Below are 18,062 nucleotides of genomic sequence, written 5' to 3'. Positions count from 1 at the left end.
TGCAAAGATCCTCGAGTAACGCCAGACAGTTCTCGTTGATCGGTGGTTTCGGGGTTGGCGGTGTCGTCAACCCCAAATGGTTTAGGGGTATAGCTCAACTGGCAGAGCGTCGGTCTCCAAAACCGAAGGTTGGGGGTTCGATTCCCTCTGCCCCTGCCAACTCTCGCGTCGTATGTGGCGCTTCGTTAAGGTGTTATGGCGAATCCTTCCGTCGAAACTGTGAATACATCCAGCGACAAGCTGATGCTCGTCGCGGGCGTATTGCTAGTCTTGGCCGGGTTCGTGGGGTTCTTCTGGCTGAGTGGCCAGGAATGGTACGTCCGCGGAGCCGCCTTGGCTGTTGGTGCGATCGCGGGTGTTGCAGTCGGTCTTCTCTCCGCGCCTGGCAAGGGTTTCATCGCTTTCGCCAAAGACTCGTACAAAGAAGTTCGCAAGGTTGTTTGGCCTACTCGCAAAGAGACTACTCAGACAACGCTCGTAGTGTTCGGCTTCGTGTTCGTTATGGCGATCTTTCTTTGGGTTAGTGATAAATCCATCGAATGGGCGATTTTCTCGGTGATTCTGGGTTGGAAATGATATGAGCGATACTCCGGCATCCCCGAGCGGCAAACGTTGGTATGTCGTGCACGCCTACTCCGGCATGGAGAAGAGCGTGCAGCGCGCGCTTCAGGAGCGCATTGAACGCGCCGGCATGCAAGACCAGTTTGGTCAAATCCTCGTTCCGACTGAAGAAGTGGTCGAGGTGAAGGGCGGTCATAAGTCGGTGACCGAGCGTCGTTTTTTCCCGGGCTATGTGCTCGTGGAAATGGAAATGACAGACGAGACGTGGCACCTCGTGAAGAACACGGCAAAGGTGACTGGTTTCGTCGGCGGTGCGCGTAACCGCCCAAGCCCGATTTCCCCGCGGGAAGTCGAGAAGATCATGTCGCAAATGCAGGAAGGCGTGGAAAAACCGCGTCCGAAGACCCTGTTCGAAGTCGGCGAGATGGTACGAGTGAAGGACGGCCCATTCACAGATTTCAACGGCAGCGTCGAAGAAGTGAACTACGAAAAGTCGCGCGTCCGTGTTTCCGTTACAATCTTTGGCCGCGCAACGCCGGTCGAACTGGAATTCGGCCAGGTCGAAAAGTTGTAATCCAGAACTCTACGGAACGCACCAATCGGTGCGTTCCGTATTTCGCGCTTACGGCCCGCGCAATGGCTGTTGAGGAGCGCAAGTAGTCAGCTTTTCGACGAACGCGCGTTACTACTCACTGAACGTTCGCATGTACCCATAGGGCGTTCCTAAGAGGTTTTCAACATGGCAAAGAAAATCATCGGCTTTATCAAGCTGCAGATTCCTGCAGGCAAAGCCAACCCGTCGCCGCCGGTCGGTCCGGCACTGGGCCAACGCGGCCTGAACATCATGGAGTTCTGCAAGGCGTTCAACGCGCAGACTCAGGCTCTAGAACCGGGTCTGCCGATTCCGGTCGTGATTACCGCGTTCGCGGACAAAAGCTTCACGTTCGTCCTGAAAACGCCGCCGGCTACGGTTCTGATCAAGAAGGCAGCGAAGATCGACAAGGGTTCGAGCAAGCCGCATACCGACAAGGTCGGCAAGATCACGCGTGCTCAAGCTGAAGACATCGCCAAGACCAAGATGCCCGATCTGACGGCAGCTGATCTGGACGCAGCGGTTCGTACGATCGCTGGTAGCGCCCGCTCGATGGGCATCACCGTGGAGGGCGTGTAAATGGCTAAGCTTTCAAAGCGTCTGCAGGCATTTGCAGCCAAGGTTGATCGTCAGAAGCTGTACGCGATCGACGACGCACTGTCGCTCGTGAAGGAATGCGCAAGCGCAAAGTTCGACGAGTCCATCGACGTTGCAGTGCAACTCGGCATCGACGCGAAGAAGTCGGACCAGGTGGTTCGTGGTTCCGTCGTGCTGCCGGCTGGTACCGGTAAGTCAGTCCGTGTCGCCGTGTTCGCACAGGGCGAAAAGGCTGAGCAAGCTCGTGCAGCTGGTGCGGAAGTCGTCGGTATGGAAGATCTGGCTGAGCAGGTCAAGGCTGGCAAGCTGGACTTCGATATCGTGATCGCTTCGCCGGACACGATGCGTGTTGTCGGTACGCTGGGTCAGATCCTCGGCCCGCGCGGCCTGATGCCGAACCCGAAGGTCGGTACGGTTACGCCGGACGTCGCGACCGCGGTCAAGAACGCCAAGGCTGGTCAGGTGCAGTTCCGTGTCGACAAGGCCGGTATTATTCACGCCACGATCGGCCGTGCATCGTTTGAGCCGACGGCTCTGCGCAGCAACCTGAACGCTCTCATCGACGCGCTGCAAAAGGCGAAGCCGGCAACGAGCAAGGGTGTCTACCTGCGCAAGGTTGCAGTGTCGAGCACGATGGGCGTTGGCGTTCGCGTCGACCAGGCATCGATCGCAGCACAGTAATAAATTTCATCGCCTCGACGGCAGTCGGGGCGGTTTATGGGCTTTGGGCGGTTGCGAGGTGGCATTCTGCATCGCGCAGCCGGTTGTCAAAGACCGTTGGCGGGCACGCAGCAGGCAGGCGGGTCCTTAATGTAAAGCCAACGCAGATGGCGAACCCGAAAAGGTTTTGTAGTGATGAAGCCGTTAGATGTCCCCAGCAATGTGGATGTCGGGCGGTCGAAATACTCCTGACTGGTCGGACGCCGTTATTGAACGCGGTACACAAGGCGCACGCTGCGTGTATCGAATCTGGAGGTTAACCGTGCCACTCAACAAAGAAAGCAAGCAGGCCGTCGTCGCTGAGGTTGCCGCGCAAGTCGCGAAAGCCCAGACCGTGGTTCTGGCTGAGTATCGTGGGATCACGGTTGGCGATCTGACCAAGCTGCGCGCGAAAGCGCGTGAGCAACAGGTTTACCTTCGTGTGTTGAAGAACACGCTGGCGCGTCGCGCTGTTGAAGGTACGCCGTTCGCTCCGCTGGCAGAGCAGATGACTGGCCCCCTGATCTACGGCATCTCGGAAGATGCAATTGCTGCTGCCAAGGTCGTCAACGACTTCAGCAAGGGCAATGACAAGTTGGTCATCAAGGCTGGTGCCTACGAAGGCAACGTGATGGACAAGGCAGGCGTGCAAGCGCTGGCCAACATCCCGAGCCGCGAGGAACTGCTCTCCAAGCTGTTGTTCGTTATGCAAGCACCTGTTTCCGGCTTTGCGCGCGCTTTGGCCGCGCTGGCAGAAAAGAAACAAGGCGAAGAATCCGCTGCTTAACGCACTTCGGCCGAGCGTAATTGATCGCTAGCTGTATCCGAATTCAATTTAGGAGTATTTCAAATGGCAATCGCAAAAGAAGACATCCTCGAAGCCGTAGGCTCGATGTCGGTTCTGGAACTGAACGAGCTGGTTAAGGCGTTCGAAGAAAAGTTTGGCGTGTCGGCAGCTGCTGTTGCAGTGGCAGGCCCGGCAGGTGCAGGCGGCGGCGCTGCTGCAGCTGAAGAGCAGACCGAATTCACGGTCAACCTGGTTGAAGTCGGCGCGAACAAGGTTTCCGTCATTAAGGCTGTTCGCGAACTGACGGGTCTCGGCCTGAAGGAAGCGAAGGACCTGGTCGACGGTGCACCGAAGCCTGTTAAGGAAGCGGTACCGAAGGCTGCTGCTGAAGAAGCCAAGAAGAAGCTGGAAGAAGCCGGCGCGAAGGCTGAAATCAAGTAAGTTTCAGCGCGCTGTGCGAAGGCTGGCGGTTTTTCACCGCCGGCCTTTTTGTGCTTTGTGGGAGCCGCGTTTTTGCAAGGCCGTTTCGGTAGGAACGAGACTCCCAGAAGCCAAAGAAAATCGCCATTCGGCAACATTGACCGGCGCTTTTCTTTGTCTTCTGAAGCGACTGCAGAAGGCAAGTTTGGTCGGGTAGCGGGCAACACAGGCATCCGCTGCCGTCAGCCAGCGGTTGGTAGCGGCCAACCACCAAGCTTCTAGGCTCGTTCAAGCCATCGGACGGCCATCGGGTCTCAGTCGGTGAACACTCGGGTTGTCTCATCAAGGTATCCTGCCTCGACAACAATGCCCGCCGTGATTCGGAGATCGTATGCAATATTCCTTCACCGAGAAGAAGCGTATTCGCAAGAGTTTTGCGAAGCGCCCCATCGTTCACCAAGTACCTTTCCTGCTGGCTACCCAGCTTGAATCATTCAGCACGTTTCTGCAAGCAGATACGTCGTCGACGCAGCGCAAGCCGGAAGGCCTGCAAGCTGCGTTTACGTCCGTTTTCCCGATCGTTTCGCACAACGGGTTCGCACGTCTTGAGTTCGTCAGCTACATGCTGTCGCCGCCGGCATTCAACATCAAGGAATGTCAGCAGCGCGGTCTGACATACTGCTCGGCGCTGCGCGCGAAAGTGCGTCTGGTTTTGCTCGACAAGGAATCGCCAAGCAAGCCGGTCGTCAAGGAAGTGAAGGAACAGGAAGTGTACATGGGCGAAATTCCGCTCATGACGCCGACCGGTTCGTTCGTCATCAATGGCACGGAACGTGTGATCGTTTCGCAGCTGCACCGTTCGCCGGGCGTGTTCTTCGAACACGACAAGGGCAAGACGCACAGCTCCGGCAAGCTCCTGTTCTCCGCACGTATCATTCCTTACCGTGGTTCGTGGCTCGACTTCGAGTTCGACCCGAAGGACGTGCTGTACTTCCGCGTCGACCGTCGCCGCAAGATGCCGGTCACGATCCTGCTGAAGGCAATCGGCCTCACGCCGGAACAGATCCTCGCAAACTTCTTCGTGTTCGACAATTTCACGCTGATGCCGGAAGGCGCGCAGATGGAATTCGTGCCGGAGCGTCTGCGTGGCGAAGTCGCGCGTTTCGACATCACGGACCGTGACGGCAATGTGATCGTCCAGAAGGACAAGCGGATCAACGCCAAGCACATTCGCGACCTCGACAACGCGAAGACCAAGTTCATCTCGGTGCCGGAAGACTATCTGCTCGGCCGCGTGCTGGCGAAGAACGTCGTCGACGGCGACACCGGTGAGGTGATCGCCAACGCGAACGACGAAATCACCGAAACCGTCCTCGAGAAGCTGCGCGAAGCGAAGATCAAAGACATCCAGACGCTCTACACGAACGATCTGGATCAAGGTCCATACATCTCGTCGACGCTGCGTATCGACGAAACCGCGGACAAGATGGCCGCTCGCATCGCGATCTATCGCATGATGCGTCCGGGCGAACCGCCGACCGAAGAAGCGGTAGAGGCGCTATTCAACCGTCTGTTCTACAGCGAAGACGCATACGACCTGTCCAAGGTGGGCCGTATGAAGTTCAATCGTCGCGTGGGTCGCGACGAGATCGTCGGACCGATGACGCTGCAAGACGACGACATCCTCGCCACGATCAAGATCCTGGTCGAACTGCGTAACGGCAAGGGCGAAGTGGACGACATCGACCACCTCGGCAATCGTCGTGTGCGTTGCGTCGGCGAACTGGCGGAAAACCAGTTCCGCGCAGGTCTCGTGCGTGTCGAACGGGCTGTGAAGGAACGCCTCGGCCAGGCCGAAAGCGAAAACCTGATGCCGCACGACCTGATCAACTCGAAGCCGATTTCGTCGGCGATTCGCGAGTTCTTCGGTTCGTCGCAGCTGTCGCAGTTCATGGACCAGACGAATCCGCTGTCGGAAATCACCCACAAGCGCCGCGTGTCGGCACTGGGCCCGGGCGGTTTGACGCGTGAGCGCGCCGGCTTTGAAGTCCGCGACGTGCACCCGACGCACTACGGTCGTGTGTGCCCGATCGAAACGCCGGAAGGTCCGAACATCGGCCTGATCAATTCGCTCGCACTGTACGCGCACCTGAATGAATACGGCTTCCTCGAAACGCCGTATCGCAAGGTGACGGACGGCAAGGTGACGGACCAGATCGACTACCTGTCGGCGATCGAAGAAGGCCGCTACGTGATCGCTCAGGCGAACGCGGCCGTGGCTGAAGACGGCACGCTGACCGACGAACTGGTGTCCTCGCGTGAAGCGGGCGAAACGCTGATGGTTACGCCGGATCGCATCCAGTACATGGACGTGGCGCCGTCGCAGATCGTGTCGGTGGCAGCTTCGCTGATTCCGTTCCTCGAGCACGACGACGCGAACCGTGCATTGATGGGTTCGAACATGCAGCGTCAGGCTGTGCCGTGTCTGCGTCCTGAGAAGGCCGTGGTTGGTACGGGTATCGAGCGCACGGTGGCGGTCGACTCGGGTACGACGGTTCAGGCGTTCCGCGGCGGTGTGGTCGACTACGTCGACGCGGGCCGTATTGTGATTCGCGTGAACGACGACGAAGCAGTCGCGGGTGAAGTCGGTGTCGACATCTACAACCTGATCAAGTACACGCGTTCGAACCAGAACACGAACATCAACCAGCGTCCGATCGTAAAGATGGGCGACAAGGTTGCACGCGGCGACGTGCTGGCTGACGGCGCGTCGACGGACCTCGGCGAACTCGCGCTCGGCCAGAACATGCTGATCGCGTTCATGCCGTGGAACGGCTACAACTTCGAAGACTCGATCCTGATCTCGGAAAAGGTCGTGGCTGACGATCGCTACACGTCGATCCACATCGAAGAACTGAACGTCGTGGCTCGCGACACGAAGCTCGGACCGGAAGAAATTACGCGCGACATCTCGAACCTCGCTGAAGTGCAACTTGGCCGTCTCGACGAGTCGGGCATCGTGTACATCGGCGCGGAAGTCGAAGCAGGCGACGTGCTGGTCGGCAAGGTGACGCCGAAGGGCGAAACCCAGCTCACGCCGGAAGAAAAGCTGCTGCGCGCGATCTTCGGTGAAAAGGCTTCGGACGTGAAGGACACATCGCTGCGCGTGCCGTCGGGCATGAGCGGCACGGTGATCGACGTCCAGGTGTTCACGCGTGAAGGCATTCAGCGCGACAAGCGTGCACAACAGATCATCGACGATGAACTGAAGCGTTATCGCCTCGACCTGAACGACCAGCTGCGCATCGTGGAAGGCGACGCGTTCCAGCGTCTCGCACGCATGCTGACTGGCAAGGTCGCGAACGGCGGTCCGAAGAAGCTCGCAAAGGGCACGAAGATCGAACAGGCTTACCTGGAAGATCTCGACCACTACCACTGGTTCGACATCCGCCTCGCGGACGAAGAAGCAGCGGCACAGCTCGAAGCGATCAAGGACTCGATCGAACAGAAGCGTCACCAGTTCGACCTGGCGTTCGAAGAAAAGCGCAAGAAGCTCACGCAAGGCGACGAACTGCCGCCGGGCGTGCTGAAGATGGTCAAGGTGTATCTGGCAGTCAAGCGCCGTCTGCAGCCTGGCGACAAAATGGCAGGCCGTCACGGTAACAAGGGTGTCGTGTCGAAGATCGTGCCGATCGAAGACATGCCGTACATGGCCGACGGCCGTCCGGCTGACGTCGTTCTGAACCCGCTCGGCGTGCCGTCGCGGATGAACGTGGGTCAGGTTCTCGAAGTGCATCTGGGCTGGGCCGCGAAGGGTCTCGGCTGGCGTATCGGCGAAATGCTGCAGCGTCAGGCGAAGATCGAAGAACTGCGCGAATTCCTGACCAAGATCTACAACGAGTCGGGCCGCGCCGAAGAGCTGGACAGCTTCACAGACGACGAGATCGTCGAACTGGCGAAGAACCTGCGCGAAGGCGTGCCGTTCGCGACGCCGGTGTTCGACGGTGCGACGGAAGAAGAAATGTCGCGCGCACTGGATCTCGCGTTCCCGGACGACATCGCGCAGAACCTCGGCATGACGCCGTCGAAGAACCAGGTGCGTCTGTACGACGGCCGCACGGGCGAGATGTTCGAGCGTACGGTGACGGTCGGCTACATGCACTACCTGAAGCTGCACCACCTGGTCGACGACAAGATGCACGCGCGTTCCACGGGCCCGTACTCGCTGGTCACGCAGCAGCCGTTGGGCGGTAAGGCGCAGTTTGGTGGCCAGCGCTTCGGTGAAATGGAAGTGTGGGCGCTCGAAGCGTACGGCGCATCGTATGTGCTGCAGGAAATGCTGACCGTGAAGTCGGACGACGTGACGGGCCGGACCAAGGTTTACGAGAACCTGGTCAAGGGCGATCACGTGATCGATGCCGGCATGCCTGAGTCGTTCAACGTGTTGGTGAAGGAAATCCGGTCGCTCGGTATCGACATCGACCTGGACCGGAACTAATCGGACTACTGGAGAGAAGCGATGAAAGCTTTGCTCGATCTATTCAAGCAAGTCCAACAACCTGAAGTTTTTGACGCGATCAAGATCGGTCTGGCCTCGCCGGACAAGATCCGTTCGTGGTCGTTCGGTGAAGTCAAGAAGCCGGAAACCATCAACTACCGGACTTTCAAGCCGGAGCGCGATGGTCTGTTCTGCGCGAAGATTTTCGGTCCGATCAAGGACTACGAATGCCTGTGCGGCAAGTACAAGCGCCTGAAGCACCGTGGCGTGATCTGCGAGAAGTGCGGCGTCGAAGTGACGCTGGCGAAGGTGCGTCGCGAACGGATGGGCCACATTGAGCTGGCCTCGCCGGTTGCGCACATCTGGTTCCTGAAGTCGCTGCCGTCGCGTCTGGGCATGGTGCTCGACATGACGCTGCGCGACATCGAGCGCGTGCTGTACTTCGAAGCATACGTGGTGATCGATCCGGGCATGACGCCGCTGAAAGCGCGGCAAATCATGACCGAAGAGGATTACTACAACAAGGTCGAAGAGTACGGTGACGAATTCCGTGCCGAGATGGGCGCGGAAGGCGTTCGCGAACTGCTGCGCGCGATCAACATCGACGAACAGGTCGAGATGCTGCGCACCGAACTCAAGAACACCGGTTCGGAAGCGAAGATCAAGAAGTACGCGAAGCGCCTGAAGGTGCTCGAGGCTTTCCAGCGTTCGGGCATCAAGCCTGACTGGATGGTCCTCGAAGTGCTGCCGGTGCTGCCGCCGGAACTGCGTCCGCTGGTGCCGCTCGACGGCGGCCGTTTCGCGACGTCGGACCTGAACGACCTGTATCGCCGCGTGATCAACCGTAACAACCGGTTGAAGCGTCTGCTCGAACTGAAGGCGCCTGAAATCATTGTCCGCAACGAAAAGCGGATGCTGCAGGAAGCCGTCGATTCGCTGCTGGACAACGGCCGTCGCGGCAAGGCGATGACCGGCGCGAACAAGCGTCCGCTGAAGTCGCTCGCTGACATGATCAAGGGTAAGGGCGGTCGTTTCCGTCAGAACCTGCTCGGTAAGCGCGTCGACTACTCGGGCCGTTCGGTGATCGTGGTCGGCCCGACGCTCAAGCTGCATCAGTGCGGCCTGCCGAAGCTGATGGCGCTCGAACTGTTCAAGCCGTTCATCTTCAACAAGCTGGAAGTGATGGGTGTCGCTACCACCATCAAGGCTGCGAAGAAGGAAGTCGAGAATCAGACGCCGGTGGTGTGGGACATCCTCGAAGAGGTGATCCGCGAGCATCCGGTCATGCTCAACCGTGCGCCGACGCTGCACCGTCTCGGCATTCAGGCTTTCGAGCCGGTGCTGATCGAAGGCAAGGCAATCCAGCTGCACCCGCTCGTTTGCGCGGCGTTCAACGCCGACTTCGACGGTGACCAGATGGCTGTTCACGTGCCGCTGTCGCTGGAAGCGCAGATGGAAGCGCGCACGTTGATGCTGGCGTCGAACAACGTGCTGTTCCCGGCCAACGGCGATCCGTCGATCGTGCCGTCGCAGGATATCGTGCTCGGTTTGTACTACGCGACCCGCGAAGCGGTGAACGGCAAAGGCGAAGGCCTGACGTTCACGGGCGTCTCGGAAGTGCTGCGTGCTTACGAGAACAAGGAAGTCGAGCTCGCTTCGCGCGTCAACGTGCGGATCACCGAAATGGTCCACAACGAGGAGAAGTCGGAAGGTGCGCCGGCGTTCGTGCCGAAGATCTCGCTGTACGCGACGACCGTCGGCCGCGCAATCCTGTCGGAAATCCTGCCGCCGGGCCTGCCGTTCTCGGTGCTGAACAAGCCGCTGAAGAAGAAGGAAATCTCGCGTCTGATCAACACCGCATTCCGCAAGTGCGGTCTGCGTGAAACGGTGATTTTTGCCGACCAGTTGATGCAGTCCGGTTTCCGTCTGGCAACGCGCGCTGGTATCTCGATCTGCGTCGACGACATGCTCGTGCCGCCGCAGAAGGAAACCATCGTCGGCGACGCCGCGAAAAAGGTGAAGGAATACGACCGTCAGTACATGTCGGGTCTCGTCACGTCGCAAGAGCGCTACAACAACGTGGTCGACATCTGGTCGGCGACGTCGGAAGCGGTCGGCAAGGCGATGATGGAGCAACTGTCGACGGAACCGGTAACGGATCGCGACGGCAACGAAACGCGTCAGGAATCGTTCAACTCGATCTACATGATGGCGGACTCGGGTGCTCGTGGTTCCGCGGTTCAGATTCGTCAGCTGGCCGGTATGCGCGGCCTGATGGCGAAGCCGGACGGCTCGATCATCGAGACGCCGATTACGGCGAACTTCCGTGAAGGCCTGAACGTGTTGCAGTACTTCATCTCGACCCACGGCGCACGTAAGGGTCTGGCTGATACGGCACTGAAGACCGCAAACTCGGGTTACCTGACGCGACGTCTGGTCGACGTGACGCAGGATCTGGTGGTGGTCGAGGAAGATTGCGGCACGTCCAACGGCGTCGCGATGAAGGCGCTGGTCGAAGGCGGTGAAGTCGTCGAAGCGCTGCGTGACCGGATTCTCGGTCGCGTGACGGTGGCTGACGTCGTCAACCCGGAATCGCAGGAAACGCTGTACGAAACGGGCACGCTGCTCGACGAAGACGCGGTCGAAGAAATCGAACGCCTCGGCATCGACGAAGTGCGCGTGCGTACGCCGCTGACTTGCGAAACGCGTTACGGTCTGTGCGCAGCCTGCTACGGCCGCGACCTGGGCCGCGGCTCGTCGGTCAACGTCGGTGAGGCAGTCGGCGTGATCGCGGCGCAGTCGATCGGCGAACCTGGCACGCAGCTCACGATGCGTACGTTCCACATCGGTGGCGCGGCGTCGCGTGCGGCGGTCGCTTCGTCGGTTGAAGCGAAGTCGAACGGTACGGTGCGCTTCACGGCGACGATGCGTTACGTCACCAACGCGAAGGGCGAGCAGATCGTCATCTCGCGTTCGGGCGAAGCGATGATCACCGACGACCACGGCCGCGAGCGCGAACGTCACAAGGTGCCGTACGGCGCGACGCTGTTGCAACTGGACGGCGCGCAGATCAAGGCCGGCACGCAACTGGCGACGTGGGATCCGATGACGCGTCCGATCATCACCGAATACGGTGGCACGGTGAAGTTCGAAAACGTCGAAGAAGGCGTGACCGTTGCGAAGCAGATCGACGATGTGACGGGCCTGTCGACGCTGGTCGTGATCGACGTGAAGCGTCGCGGTACCCAGGCATCGAAGACGGTGCGTCCGCAGGTCAAGCTGCTCGACGCGAGCGGCGAAGAAGTCAAGATCCCGAACACCGAGCACTCGGTGCAGATCGGCTTCCAGGTCGGCGCGCTGATCACCGTGAAGGACGGTCAGCAGGTGCAGGTCGGCGAAGTGCTCGCACGTATCCCGACCGAATCGCAGAAGACGCGTGACATTACCGGCGGTCTGCCGCGTGTGGCGGAACTGTTCGAAGCACGTTCGCCGAAGGACGCAGGTATCCTGGCGGAAGTCACGGGTACGACGTCGTTCGGTAAGGACACGAAGGGCAAGCAGCGTCTCGTTATCACGGACCTCGAGGGCAACCAGCACGAGTTCCTGATCGCGAAGGAAAAGCAGGTTCTGGTGCACGATGGTCAGGTCGTCAACAAGGGCGAAATGATCGTCGACGGGCCGGCGGATCCGCACGACATCCTGCGTTTGCAGGGCGTCGAAGCGCTGTCGCGTTACATCGTGGACGAAGTGCAGGACGTGTACCGTCTGCAAGGCGTGAAGATCAACGACAAGCACATCGAAGTGATTGTTCGTCAGATGCTGCGCCGCGTGCAGATTACGGACAACGGCGATACGCGTTTCATCCCGGGCGAACAGGTCGAGCGGTCGGACATGCTCGACGAGAACGACCGTATGATCGCGGAAGACAAGCGTCCGGCAACGTACGAAAACGTCTTGCTCGGTATCACGAAGGCGTCGCTGTCGACCGATTCGTTCATCTCCGCGGCGTCGTTCCAGGAAACGACTCGCGTGTTGACCGAAGCGGCGATCATGGGTAAGCGCGACGACCTGCGCGGTCTGAAGGAAAACGTGATCGTCGGCCGTCTGATTCCGGCCGGTACGGGTCTCGCGTTCCACAAGGCACGCAAGAGCAAGGAACTGTCCGACCGCGAGCGTTTCGATCAGATCGCAGCGGAAGAGTCGTTCGAATTCGGTACGCCGGAAACCCCGGCCGCCGAACAGCAGCACTCGGGCGAGTAAGTCCCGGCGGCGCAAGCCGCATGGGCTCACCAGCCAGCGAAGCCGCTCAGTTTCGACTGAGCGGCTTTTTTTTGTGCGCTTTCGTTTGTCGCGCTTTGACGGATTCTTAGGCCGGATGGCCAAGGTTGTCGCAAAGCGCGGGCGCGGCGCGAATGCGTTGGTAAAATTCGTGTCACCGGCTTTGCGCCGCTCTCTTGGCCTCTCTTGGCAGCTTCTCTCAAATTCATGTCCCGTCCGCTCGAAATCCTCAACGAAGTCTTCGGTTATCCCGCGTTCAGAGGGCAGCAGGGCGAAATTGTCGAGCACGTCGCCGGTGGCGGCGACTGTCTCGTGCTGATGCCGACGGGCGGCGGCAAATCGCTGTGCTATCAGATTCCGTCGCTGGTGCGACGGGAAGGCGGCTTCGGTACGGGCATCGTGGTTTCGCCGCTGATTGCGCTGATGCAGGATCAGGTGGCCGCGCTCACAGAAGTCGGCGTAAGAGCGGCGTATCTCAACTCGACGCTGTCGAGCGCCGAGGCAATGGCCACCGAGCGGGCGTTGCGCGACGGCGAGATCGACCTGCTTTACGTCGCGCCGGAACGCCTGATGACGCCGCGTTTCCAGGAGTTGCTGGAGCGCACGCGCATCGGCCTGTTCGCAATCGACGAAGCGCATTGCGTGTCGCAGTGGGGGCACGATTTCCGGCCTGAATATATCCAGTTGTCGGTGCTGCACGAGCGCTTCCCGAACGTGCCGCGGATCGCGCTCACGGCCACTGCGGACGCGATCACACGGGACGAAATCATTCATCGTCTCGCGCTCGAAGATGCGCGTGTGTTCGTATCGAGCTTCGACCGGCCGAACATCCGCTATCGCATCGCCGAAAAGGACAACGCGCGTGCGCAGCTGCTCGACTTCATCCGCTCCGAACATTCGAAGCCGGACGGCACTACTGACGCGGGCGTCGTCTATTGTCTGTCGCGCCGCAAGGTGGAAGAAACGGCCGAGTGGCTGAAGGAAAAGGGCATGCGCGCGCTGCCGTACCACGCCGGCATGGAGTTCGAGGTGCGCCAGAAACATCAGGAGATGTTCCAGCGCGAGGAAGGCATCGTGATGTGCGCGACGATCGCGTTCGGCATGGGCATCGATAAACCCGACGTGCGGTTCGTCGCGCATCTGGATCTGCCGAAAAGCGTCGAAGGCTACTACCAGGAAACTGGCCGTGCGGGCCGCGACGGACTGCCGTCCAACGCATGGATGGCCTATGGTCTTGGCGACGTCGTGCAACAGCGCAAGATGATCGACGAGTCGGACGCCGACGATGCCCACAAGCGCCTACAAACCGGCAAGCTGGATGCGCTGCTCGGTCTGTGCGAAGCGGCAACCTGCCGGCGCGTGCGGCTGCTCGCCTACTTTGGCGAAACGAGTCAGCCGTGTGGCAACTGCGACAACTGTCTCGAGCCGCCGCCTACCTGGGATGCAACGCGTGAAGCGCAGATGGCGCTGTCATGCGTATTCCGGGCGCAGCGGGCAAGCGGATTCCACTTCGGCGCCGGCCACCTGATCGACATTCTGCGCGGCAATCGCAGCGAGAAAATCATGCAGCGAGGCCACGAGAAACTCACCACTTTCGGCATCGGCGCGGCGCTCGGTGAGCCGGAGTGGCGCGCAGTGTTCCGGCAGCTCGTCGCATTCGGCTACCTGACAGTCGACCATGAGGGATTTGGCTCGCTGGTCCTCACCGAAGCAAGCAAGCCGGTGCTCAGGGGCGAGCAGCACGTAACGATGCGCCGCTATGTCAAGCCGACCCGCACCCGCCAGTCGTCCGGGCGCACCAGCGAGCGCGCCGATCCGACGGTCGGCATGGGGCCGCGCGAGCGCGCTCGCTGGGAGCGCCTGCGCGCTTGGCGCACCGAAACGGCAAAGAGCGACGGCGTGCCAGCCTACGTTATTTTCCACGACGCGACGCTGGCCGAGATCGCCCGCTCCGGCCCTGATTCGATTGATGATTTGCGTGGCATTCCCGGCATGGGCGCCCGCAAGCTCGATCGTTTCGGCGACGAATTGCTGGAAGTCGTCGCCGCCGACTGAGCGTATCTCACGTTCCTGCGCAGGTCGGCGGGAGTCCGAAATATCGCAAGCTGTTGACCCCGTTAGGGTTTTCGGAATATTATGCTAGGTTCCGGTTCTTGGAATGCTTGCGCGCGAAGCCAATTCACGCACATGCAGTCCATCCGGAAGTTCGATGCGCAATCGTTTCTGCTTTGCCCGGAAACAGATGCGTCGATTTTGTTCAATTTCAGGAATAAACAAAATGCCAACCATCAATCAACTGGTTCGCAAAGGCCGCACGTCGGAAACGACGAAGAGCAAGAGCCCGGCTTTGCAGGACTGCCCCCAGCGTCGCGGCGTGTGCACCCGTGTGTACACCACGACGCCGAAGAAGCCGAACTCGGCACTCCGTAAGGTTGCCAAGGTGCGCCTGACGAACGGCTTCGAAGTCATTTCGTACATCGGTGGTGAAGGCCACAACCTGCAGGAACACTCGGTCGTGCTGATTCGTGGCGGCCGTGTCAAGGACTTGCCGGGTGTGCGTTACCACATGGTTCGCGGCTCGCTGGATACCCAGGGCGTCAAGGATCGTAAGCAGGCTCGCTCCAAGTACGGTGCGAAGCGTGCCAAGGCTGGCAAGTAATTAGCCGGTCAGTAGTTTCAGGTCGCCTGCAAAGGCGGTAATGGCGGTGGTGCTGGAATTGCCGGTACTGCCGAGTAAGTGGTCACCCGACCAGGCTGGTAAGTCTTGAAGATGAATCGGGTTAGTTGGTGGCCGCGGGGCTAACAGTAGCTCCAACTGAAAAGTTAAAGGAAGAAACATGCCGCGTCGTCGCGAAGTCCCCAAGCGGGAAGTGTTGCCGGATCCGAAGTTCGGTAACGTAGATGTAGCTAAGTTCATGAACGTGCTGATGCTCTCCGGCAAGAAGTCGGTTGCCGAGCGTATCGTGTACGGCGCTTTCGAACAGATCCAGACCAAGGGTGGCAAGGACCCGCTGGAAGTGTTCACGGTAGCGCTCAACAACGTCAAGCCGGTGGTCGAAGTCAAGAGCCGCCGCGTTGGTGGTGCGAACTATCAGGTTCCGGTCGAAGTGCGTCCGTCGCGTCGTATGGCATTGGCGATGCGTTGGCTGCGTGAAGCCGCGAAGAAGCGCAGCGAGAAGTCGATGGCCCTGCGTCTGGCAGGTGAACTCTCCGAAGCGGCCGAAGGCCGTGGCGGCGCAATGAAGAAGCGCGACGAAGTTCACCGGATGGCAGAAGCCAACAAGGCGTTCTCGCACTTCCGTTTCTAAGCTTCCCGACCCTGGGTTTAGCGGAAAGCGGAAAGAAATTCCGGGCGGGTGCGCTTACAAAGCGACTCGCCCGTTTGTGTTACAGCGCGACGGGTACTTTCTCGCATCGCGTTATCCCAATAGAGGATCAAAGTGGCTCGCAAGACACCTATCGAGCGCTACCGTAACATCGGTATTAGCGCTCACATCGACGCCGGCAAAACGACGACGACCGAGCGCATTCTGTTCTACACCGGCGTGAACCACAAGATTGGTGAAGTTCACGACGGCGCTGCCACCATGGACTGGATGGAGCAGGAGCAGGAACGCGGCATTACCATTACTTCCGCTGCTACCACGGCATTCTGGAAGGGCATGGCCGGCGATCGCGCCGAGCACCGCATCAACATCATCGACACCCCGGGCCACGTCGACTTCACGATTGAAGTCGAACGCTCGATGCGCGTGCTCGACGGCGCGTGCATGGTGTACTGCGCTGTGGGCGGCGTGCAGCCCCAGTCGGAAACCGTGTGGCGTCAGGCTAACAAGTACAAGGTTCCCCGCCTCGCGTTCATCAACAAGATGGACCGTACCGGCGCGAACTTCTTCAAGGTCTACGACCAGCTCAAGCTGCGTCTGAAGGCGAACCCGGTTCCGGTCGTGGTGCCTATCGGCGCGGAAGAGAACTTCACGGGCGTCGTCGACCTGATGAAGATGAAGGCGATCATTTGGGACGACGCGTCCCAGGGCACCAAGTTCTCGTACGAAGACATCCCGGCAGAACTCGTCGACACGTGCAATGAATGGCGCGAAAAGATGATCGAAGCTGCGGCTGAGTCGAGCGAAGACTTGATGAACAAGTACCTCGAAGAAGGCGAGCTGACCGAAGCGGAAATCATCAAGGGCCTGCGCGACCGTACGATCGCTTGCGAAATCCAGCCGATGCTGTGCGGCACCGCGTTCAAGAACAAAGGCGTGCAACGCATGCTGGACGCAGTGCTCGATTTCCTGCCGTCGCCGATCGACATTCCGCCGGTTACCGGCGAGCTGGAAAACGGTGAAAAGGGTGAGCGCCGCGCTGCTGACGACGAAAAGTTCTCGGCACTGGCATTCAAGATCATGACCGACCCGTTCGTCGGCCAGCTGATCTTCTTCCGTGTGTACTCGGGCGTTGTGAATTCGGGCGACACCGTGCTGAACGCGACCAAGGACAAGAAGGAACGTCTCGGTCGTATTCTGCAGATGCACGCGAACCAGCGCGAAGAAATCAAGGAAGTCCGCGCAGGCGATATCGCTGCTGCAGTCGGCCTGAAGGACGCAACGACCGGCGACACGCTGTGCGATCCGCAAAGCCCGATCGTGCTGGAACGCATGGTTTTCCCGGAACCGGTGATTTCGCAGGCTGTTGAGCCGAAGACGAAGCCGGACCAGGAAAAGATGGGTCTGGCGCTGAATCGTCTGGCTCAGGAAGATCCGTCGTTCCGCGTTCAAACGGACGAAGAATCGGGTCAAACCATTATTTCGGGTATGGGCGAGCTCCACCTGGAAATTCTGGTCGACCGGATGAAGCGTGAGTTCGGCGTCGAAGCAACGGTTGGCAAACCGCAAGTGGCTTACCGCGAAACGATCCGCGGCAAGGCGGAAGATGTCGACGGCAAGTTCGTCAAGCAGTCGGGTGGTCGCGGCCAGTACGGTCACGCGGTCATCACGCTCGAGCCGAACGAGCAAGGCAAGGGCTACGAGTTCCTGGACGAGATCAAGGGCGGTGTGATTCCGCGTGAATACATCCCGGCAGTCGACAAGGGTATCCAGGAAACGCTGAAGGCTGGCGTGCTGGCAGGCTTCCCGGTCGTTGACGTGAAAGTTCACCTGACGTTCGGTTCGTACCATGACGTCGACTCGAACGAAAATGCGTTCCGCATGGCCGGTTCGATGGCGTTCAAGGAAGCAATGCGCAAGGCTCAGCCGGTCATCCTCGAACCGATGATGGCCGTCGAAGTCGAAACGCCGGAAGACTACATGGGCAACGTGATGGGCGACCTGTCGGGTCGTCGCGGTATCGTTCAGGGCATGGATGACATGGTCGGCGGCGGCAAGATCGTCCGCGCAGAAGTACCGCTGTCGGAAATGTTCGGCTACTCGACGTCGCTGCGTTCGCTGACCCAAGGTCGCGCCACGTATACGATGGAGTTCAAGCACTACTCCGAAGCACCGCGCAACGTGTCCGAAGCGATCATCAACGCGAAGTCGAAGTAAGCGCGCGGCAAGTCATTCAACGATTAACTTATTGAAAGAAGAGAAACATGGCTAAAGGTAAATTCGAACGGACCAAGCCGCACGTGA

At 59.6% G+C, this 18,062-nt stretch carries 12 protein-coding genes and 1 tRNA gene; all 13 read left to right on the top strand.

Going from position 1 to position 18,062, the window contains the following annotated elements; all coding sequences use genetic code 11:
- The first annotated feature begins 83 nt into the window (after positions 1–83).
- The 13 genes from BN2475_RS22665 (at position 84) to fusA (ending at position 17,975) form a co-directional block, all read left to right on the top strand.
- A tRNA-Trp gene (locus tag BN2475_RS22665) sits at positions 84–159 on the top strand.
- A 36-nt stretch (positions 160–195) separates the two neighbouring features.
- The gene (secE, locus tag BN2475_RS22660) at positions 196–576 is read left to right on the top strand and encodes a preprotein translocase subunit SecE (protein ID WP_094781737.1); all 381 of its coding nucleotides are present in this window, start codon (positions 196–198) and stop codon (positions 574–576) included.
- Position 577: 1 nt separating this feature from the next.
- Complete coding sequence (gene nusG, locus BN2475_RS22655; protein ID WP_007180147.1) at positions 578–1,135, top strand: transcription termination/antitermination protein NusG; 558 nt, start codon at positions 578–580, stop codon at positions 1,133–1,135.
- Positions 1,136–1,300: 165 nt separating this feature from the next.
- The gene (gene rplK, locus BN2475_RS22650; RefSeq protein ID WP_007180146.1) at positions 1,301–1,732 is read left to right on the top strand and encodes a 50S ribosomal protein L11; all 432 of its coding nucleotides are present in this window, start codon (positions 1,301–1,303) and stop codon (positions 1,730–1,732) included.
- Positions 1,733–2,431, top strand: a complete 699-nt coding sequence (gene rplA, locus BN2475_RS22645; protein WP_094781736.1) for a 50S ribosomal protein L1 — start codon at positions 1,733–1,735, stop codon at positions 2,429–2,431.
- A 301-nt stretch (positions 2,432–2,732) separates the two neighbouring features.
- Complete coding sequence (gene rplJ / locus BN2475_RS22640) at positions 2,733–3,236, top strand: 50S ribosomal protein L10 (protein ID WP_025601718.1); 504 nt, start codon at positions 2,733–2,735, stop codon at positions 3,234–3,236.
- Between the two features lie 63 nt (positions 3,237–3,299).
- Positions 3,300–3,677, top strand: coding sequence for a 50S ribosomal protein L7/L12 (rplL, locus tag BN2475_RS22635; protein ID WP_094781735.1), 378 nt, complete (start codon positions 3,300–3,302; stop codon positions 3,675–3,677).
- A gap of 370 nt (positions 3,678–4,047) precedes the next feature.
- Positions 4,048–8,154, top strand: coding sequence for a DNA-directed RNA polymerase subunit beta (gene rpoB / locus BN2475_RS22630; protein WP_094781734.1), 4,107 nt, complete (start codon positions 4,048–4,050; stop codon positions 8,152–8,154).
- 21 nt (positions 8,155–8,175) lie between these two features.
- Positions 8,176–12,414, top strand: a complete 4,239-nt coding sequence (rpoC, locus tag BN2475_RS22625) for a DNA-directed RNA polymerase subunit beta' (RefSeq protein ID WP_094781733.1) — start codon at positions 8,176–8,178, stop codon at positions 12,412–12,414.
- 225 nt (positions 12,415–12,639) lie between these two features.
- Positions 12,640–14,487: a DNA helicase RecQ gene (gene recQ / locus BN2475_RS22620; protein ID WP_094781732.1), complete on the top strand. Its 1,848-nt coding sequence runs from the start codon at positions 12,640–12,642 to the stop codon at positions 14,485–14,487.
- A gap of 223 nt (positions 14,488–14,710) precedes the next feature.
- Entirely contained in the window at positions 14,711–15,091 is a 381-nt protein-coding gene (rpsL, locus tag BN2475_RS22615; RefSeq protein ID WP_006053290.1) for a 30S ribosomal protein S12, read from the top strand.
- 178 nt (positions 15,092–15,269) lie between these two features.
- Positions 15,270–15,740 carry a 30S ribosomal protein S7 gene (gene rpsG, locus BN2475_RS22610; protein WP_006053291.1) on the top strand — a complete coding sequence of 157 codons (471 nt, stop codon included), beginning with the start codon at positions 15,270–15,272 and terminating at the stop codon, positions 15,738–15,740.
- 132 nt (positions 15,741–15,872) lie between these two features.
- Positions 15,873–17,975, top strand: coding sequence for an elongation factor G (gene fusA / locus BN2475_RS22605; RefSeq protein WP_094781731.1), 2,103 nt, complete (start codon positions 15,873–15,875; stop codon positions 17,973–17,975).
- Positions 17,976–18,062: the final 87 nt, after the last annotated feature.

The organism is Paraburkholderia ribeironis, assembly GCF_900019265.1.
Classification (GTDB): domain Bacteria; phylum Pseudomonadota; class Gammaproteobacteria; order Burkholderiales; family Burkholderiaceae; genus Paraburkholderia; species Paraburkholderia ribeironis.
The sequence above is the reverse complement of the archived record's forward strand: the minus strand, read 5'-3'. Positions and strand labels throughout refer to the sequence as shown.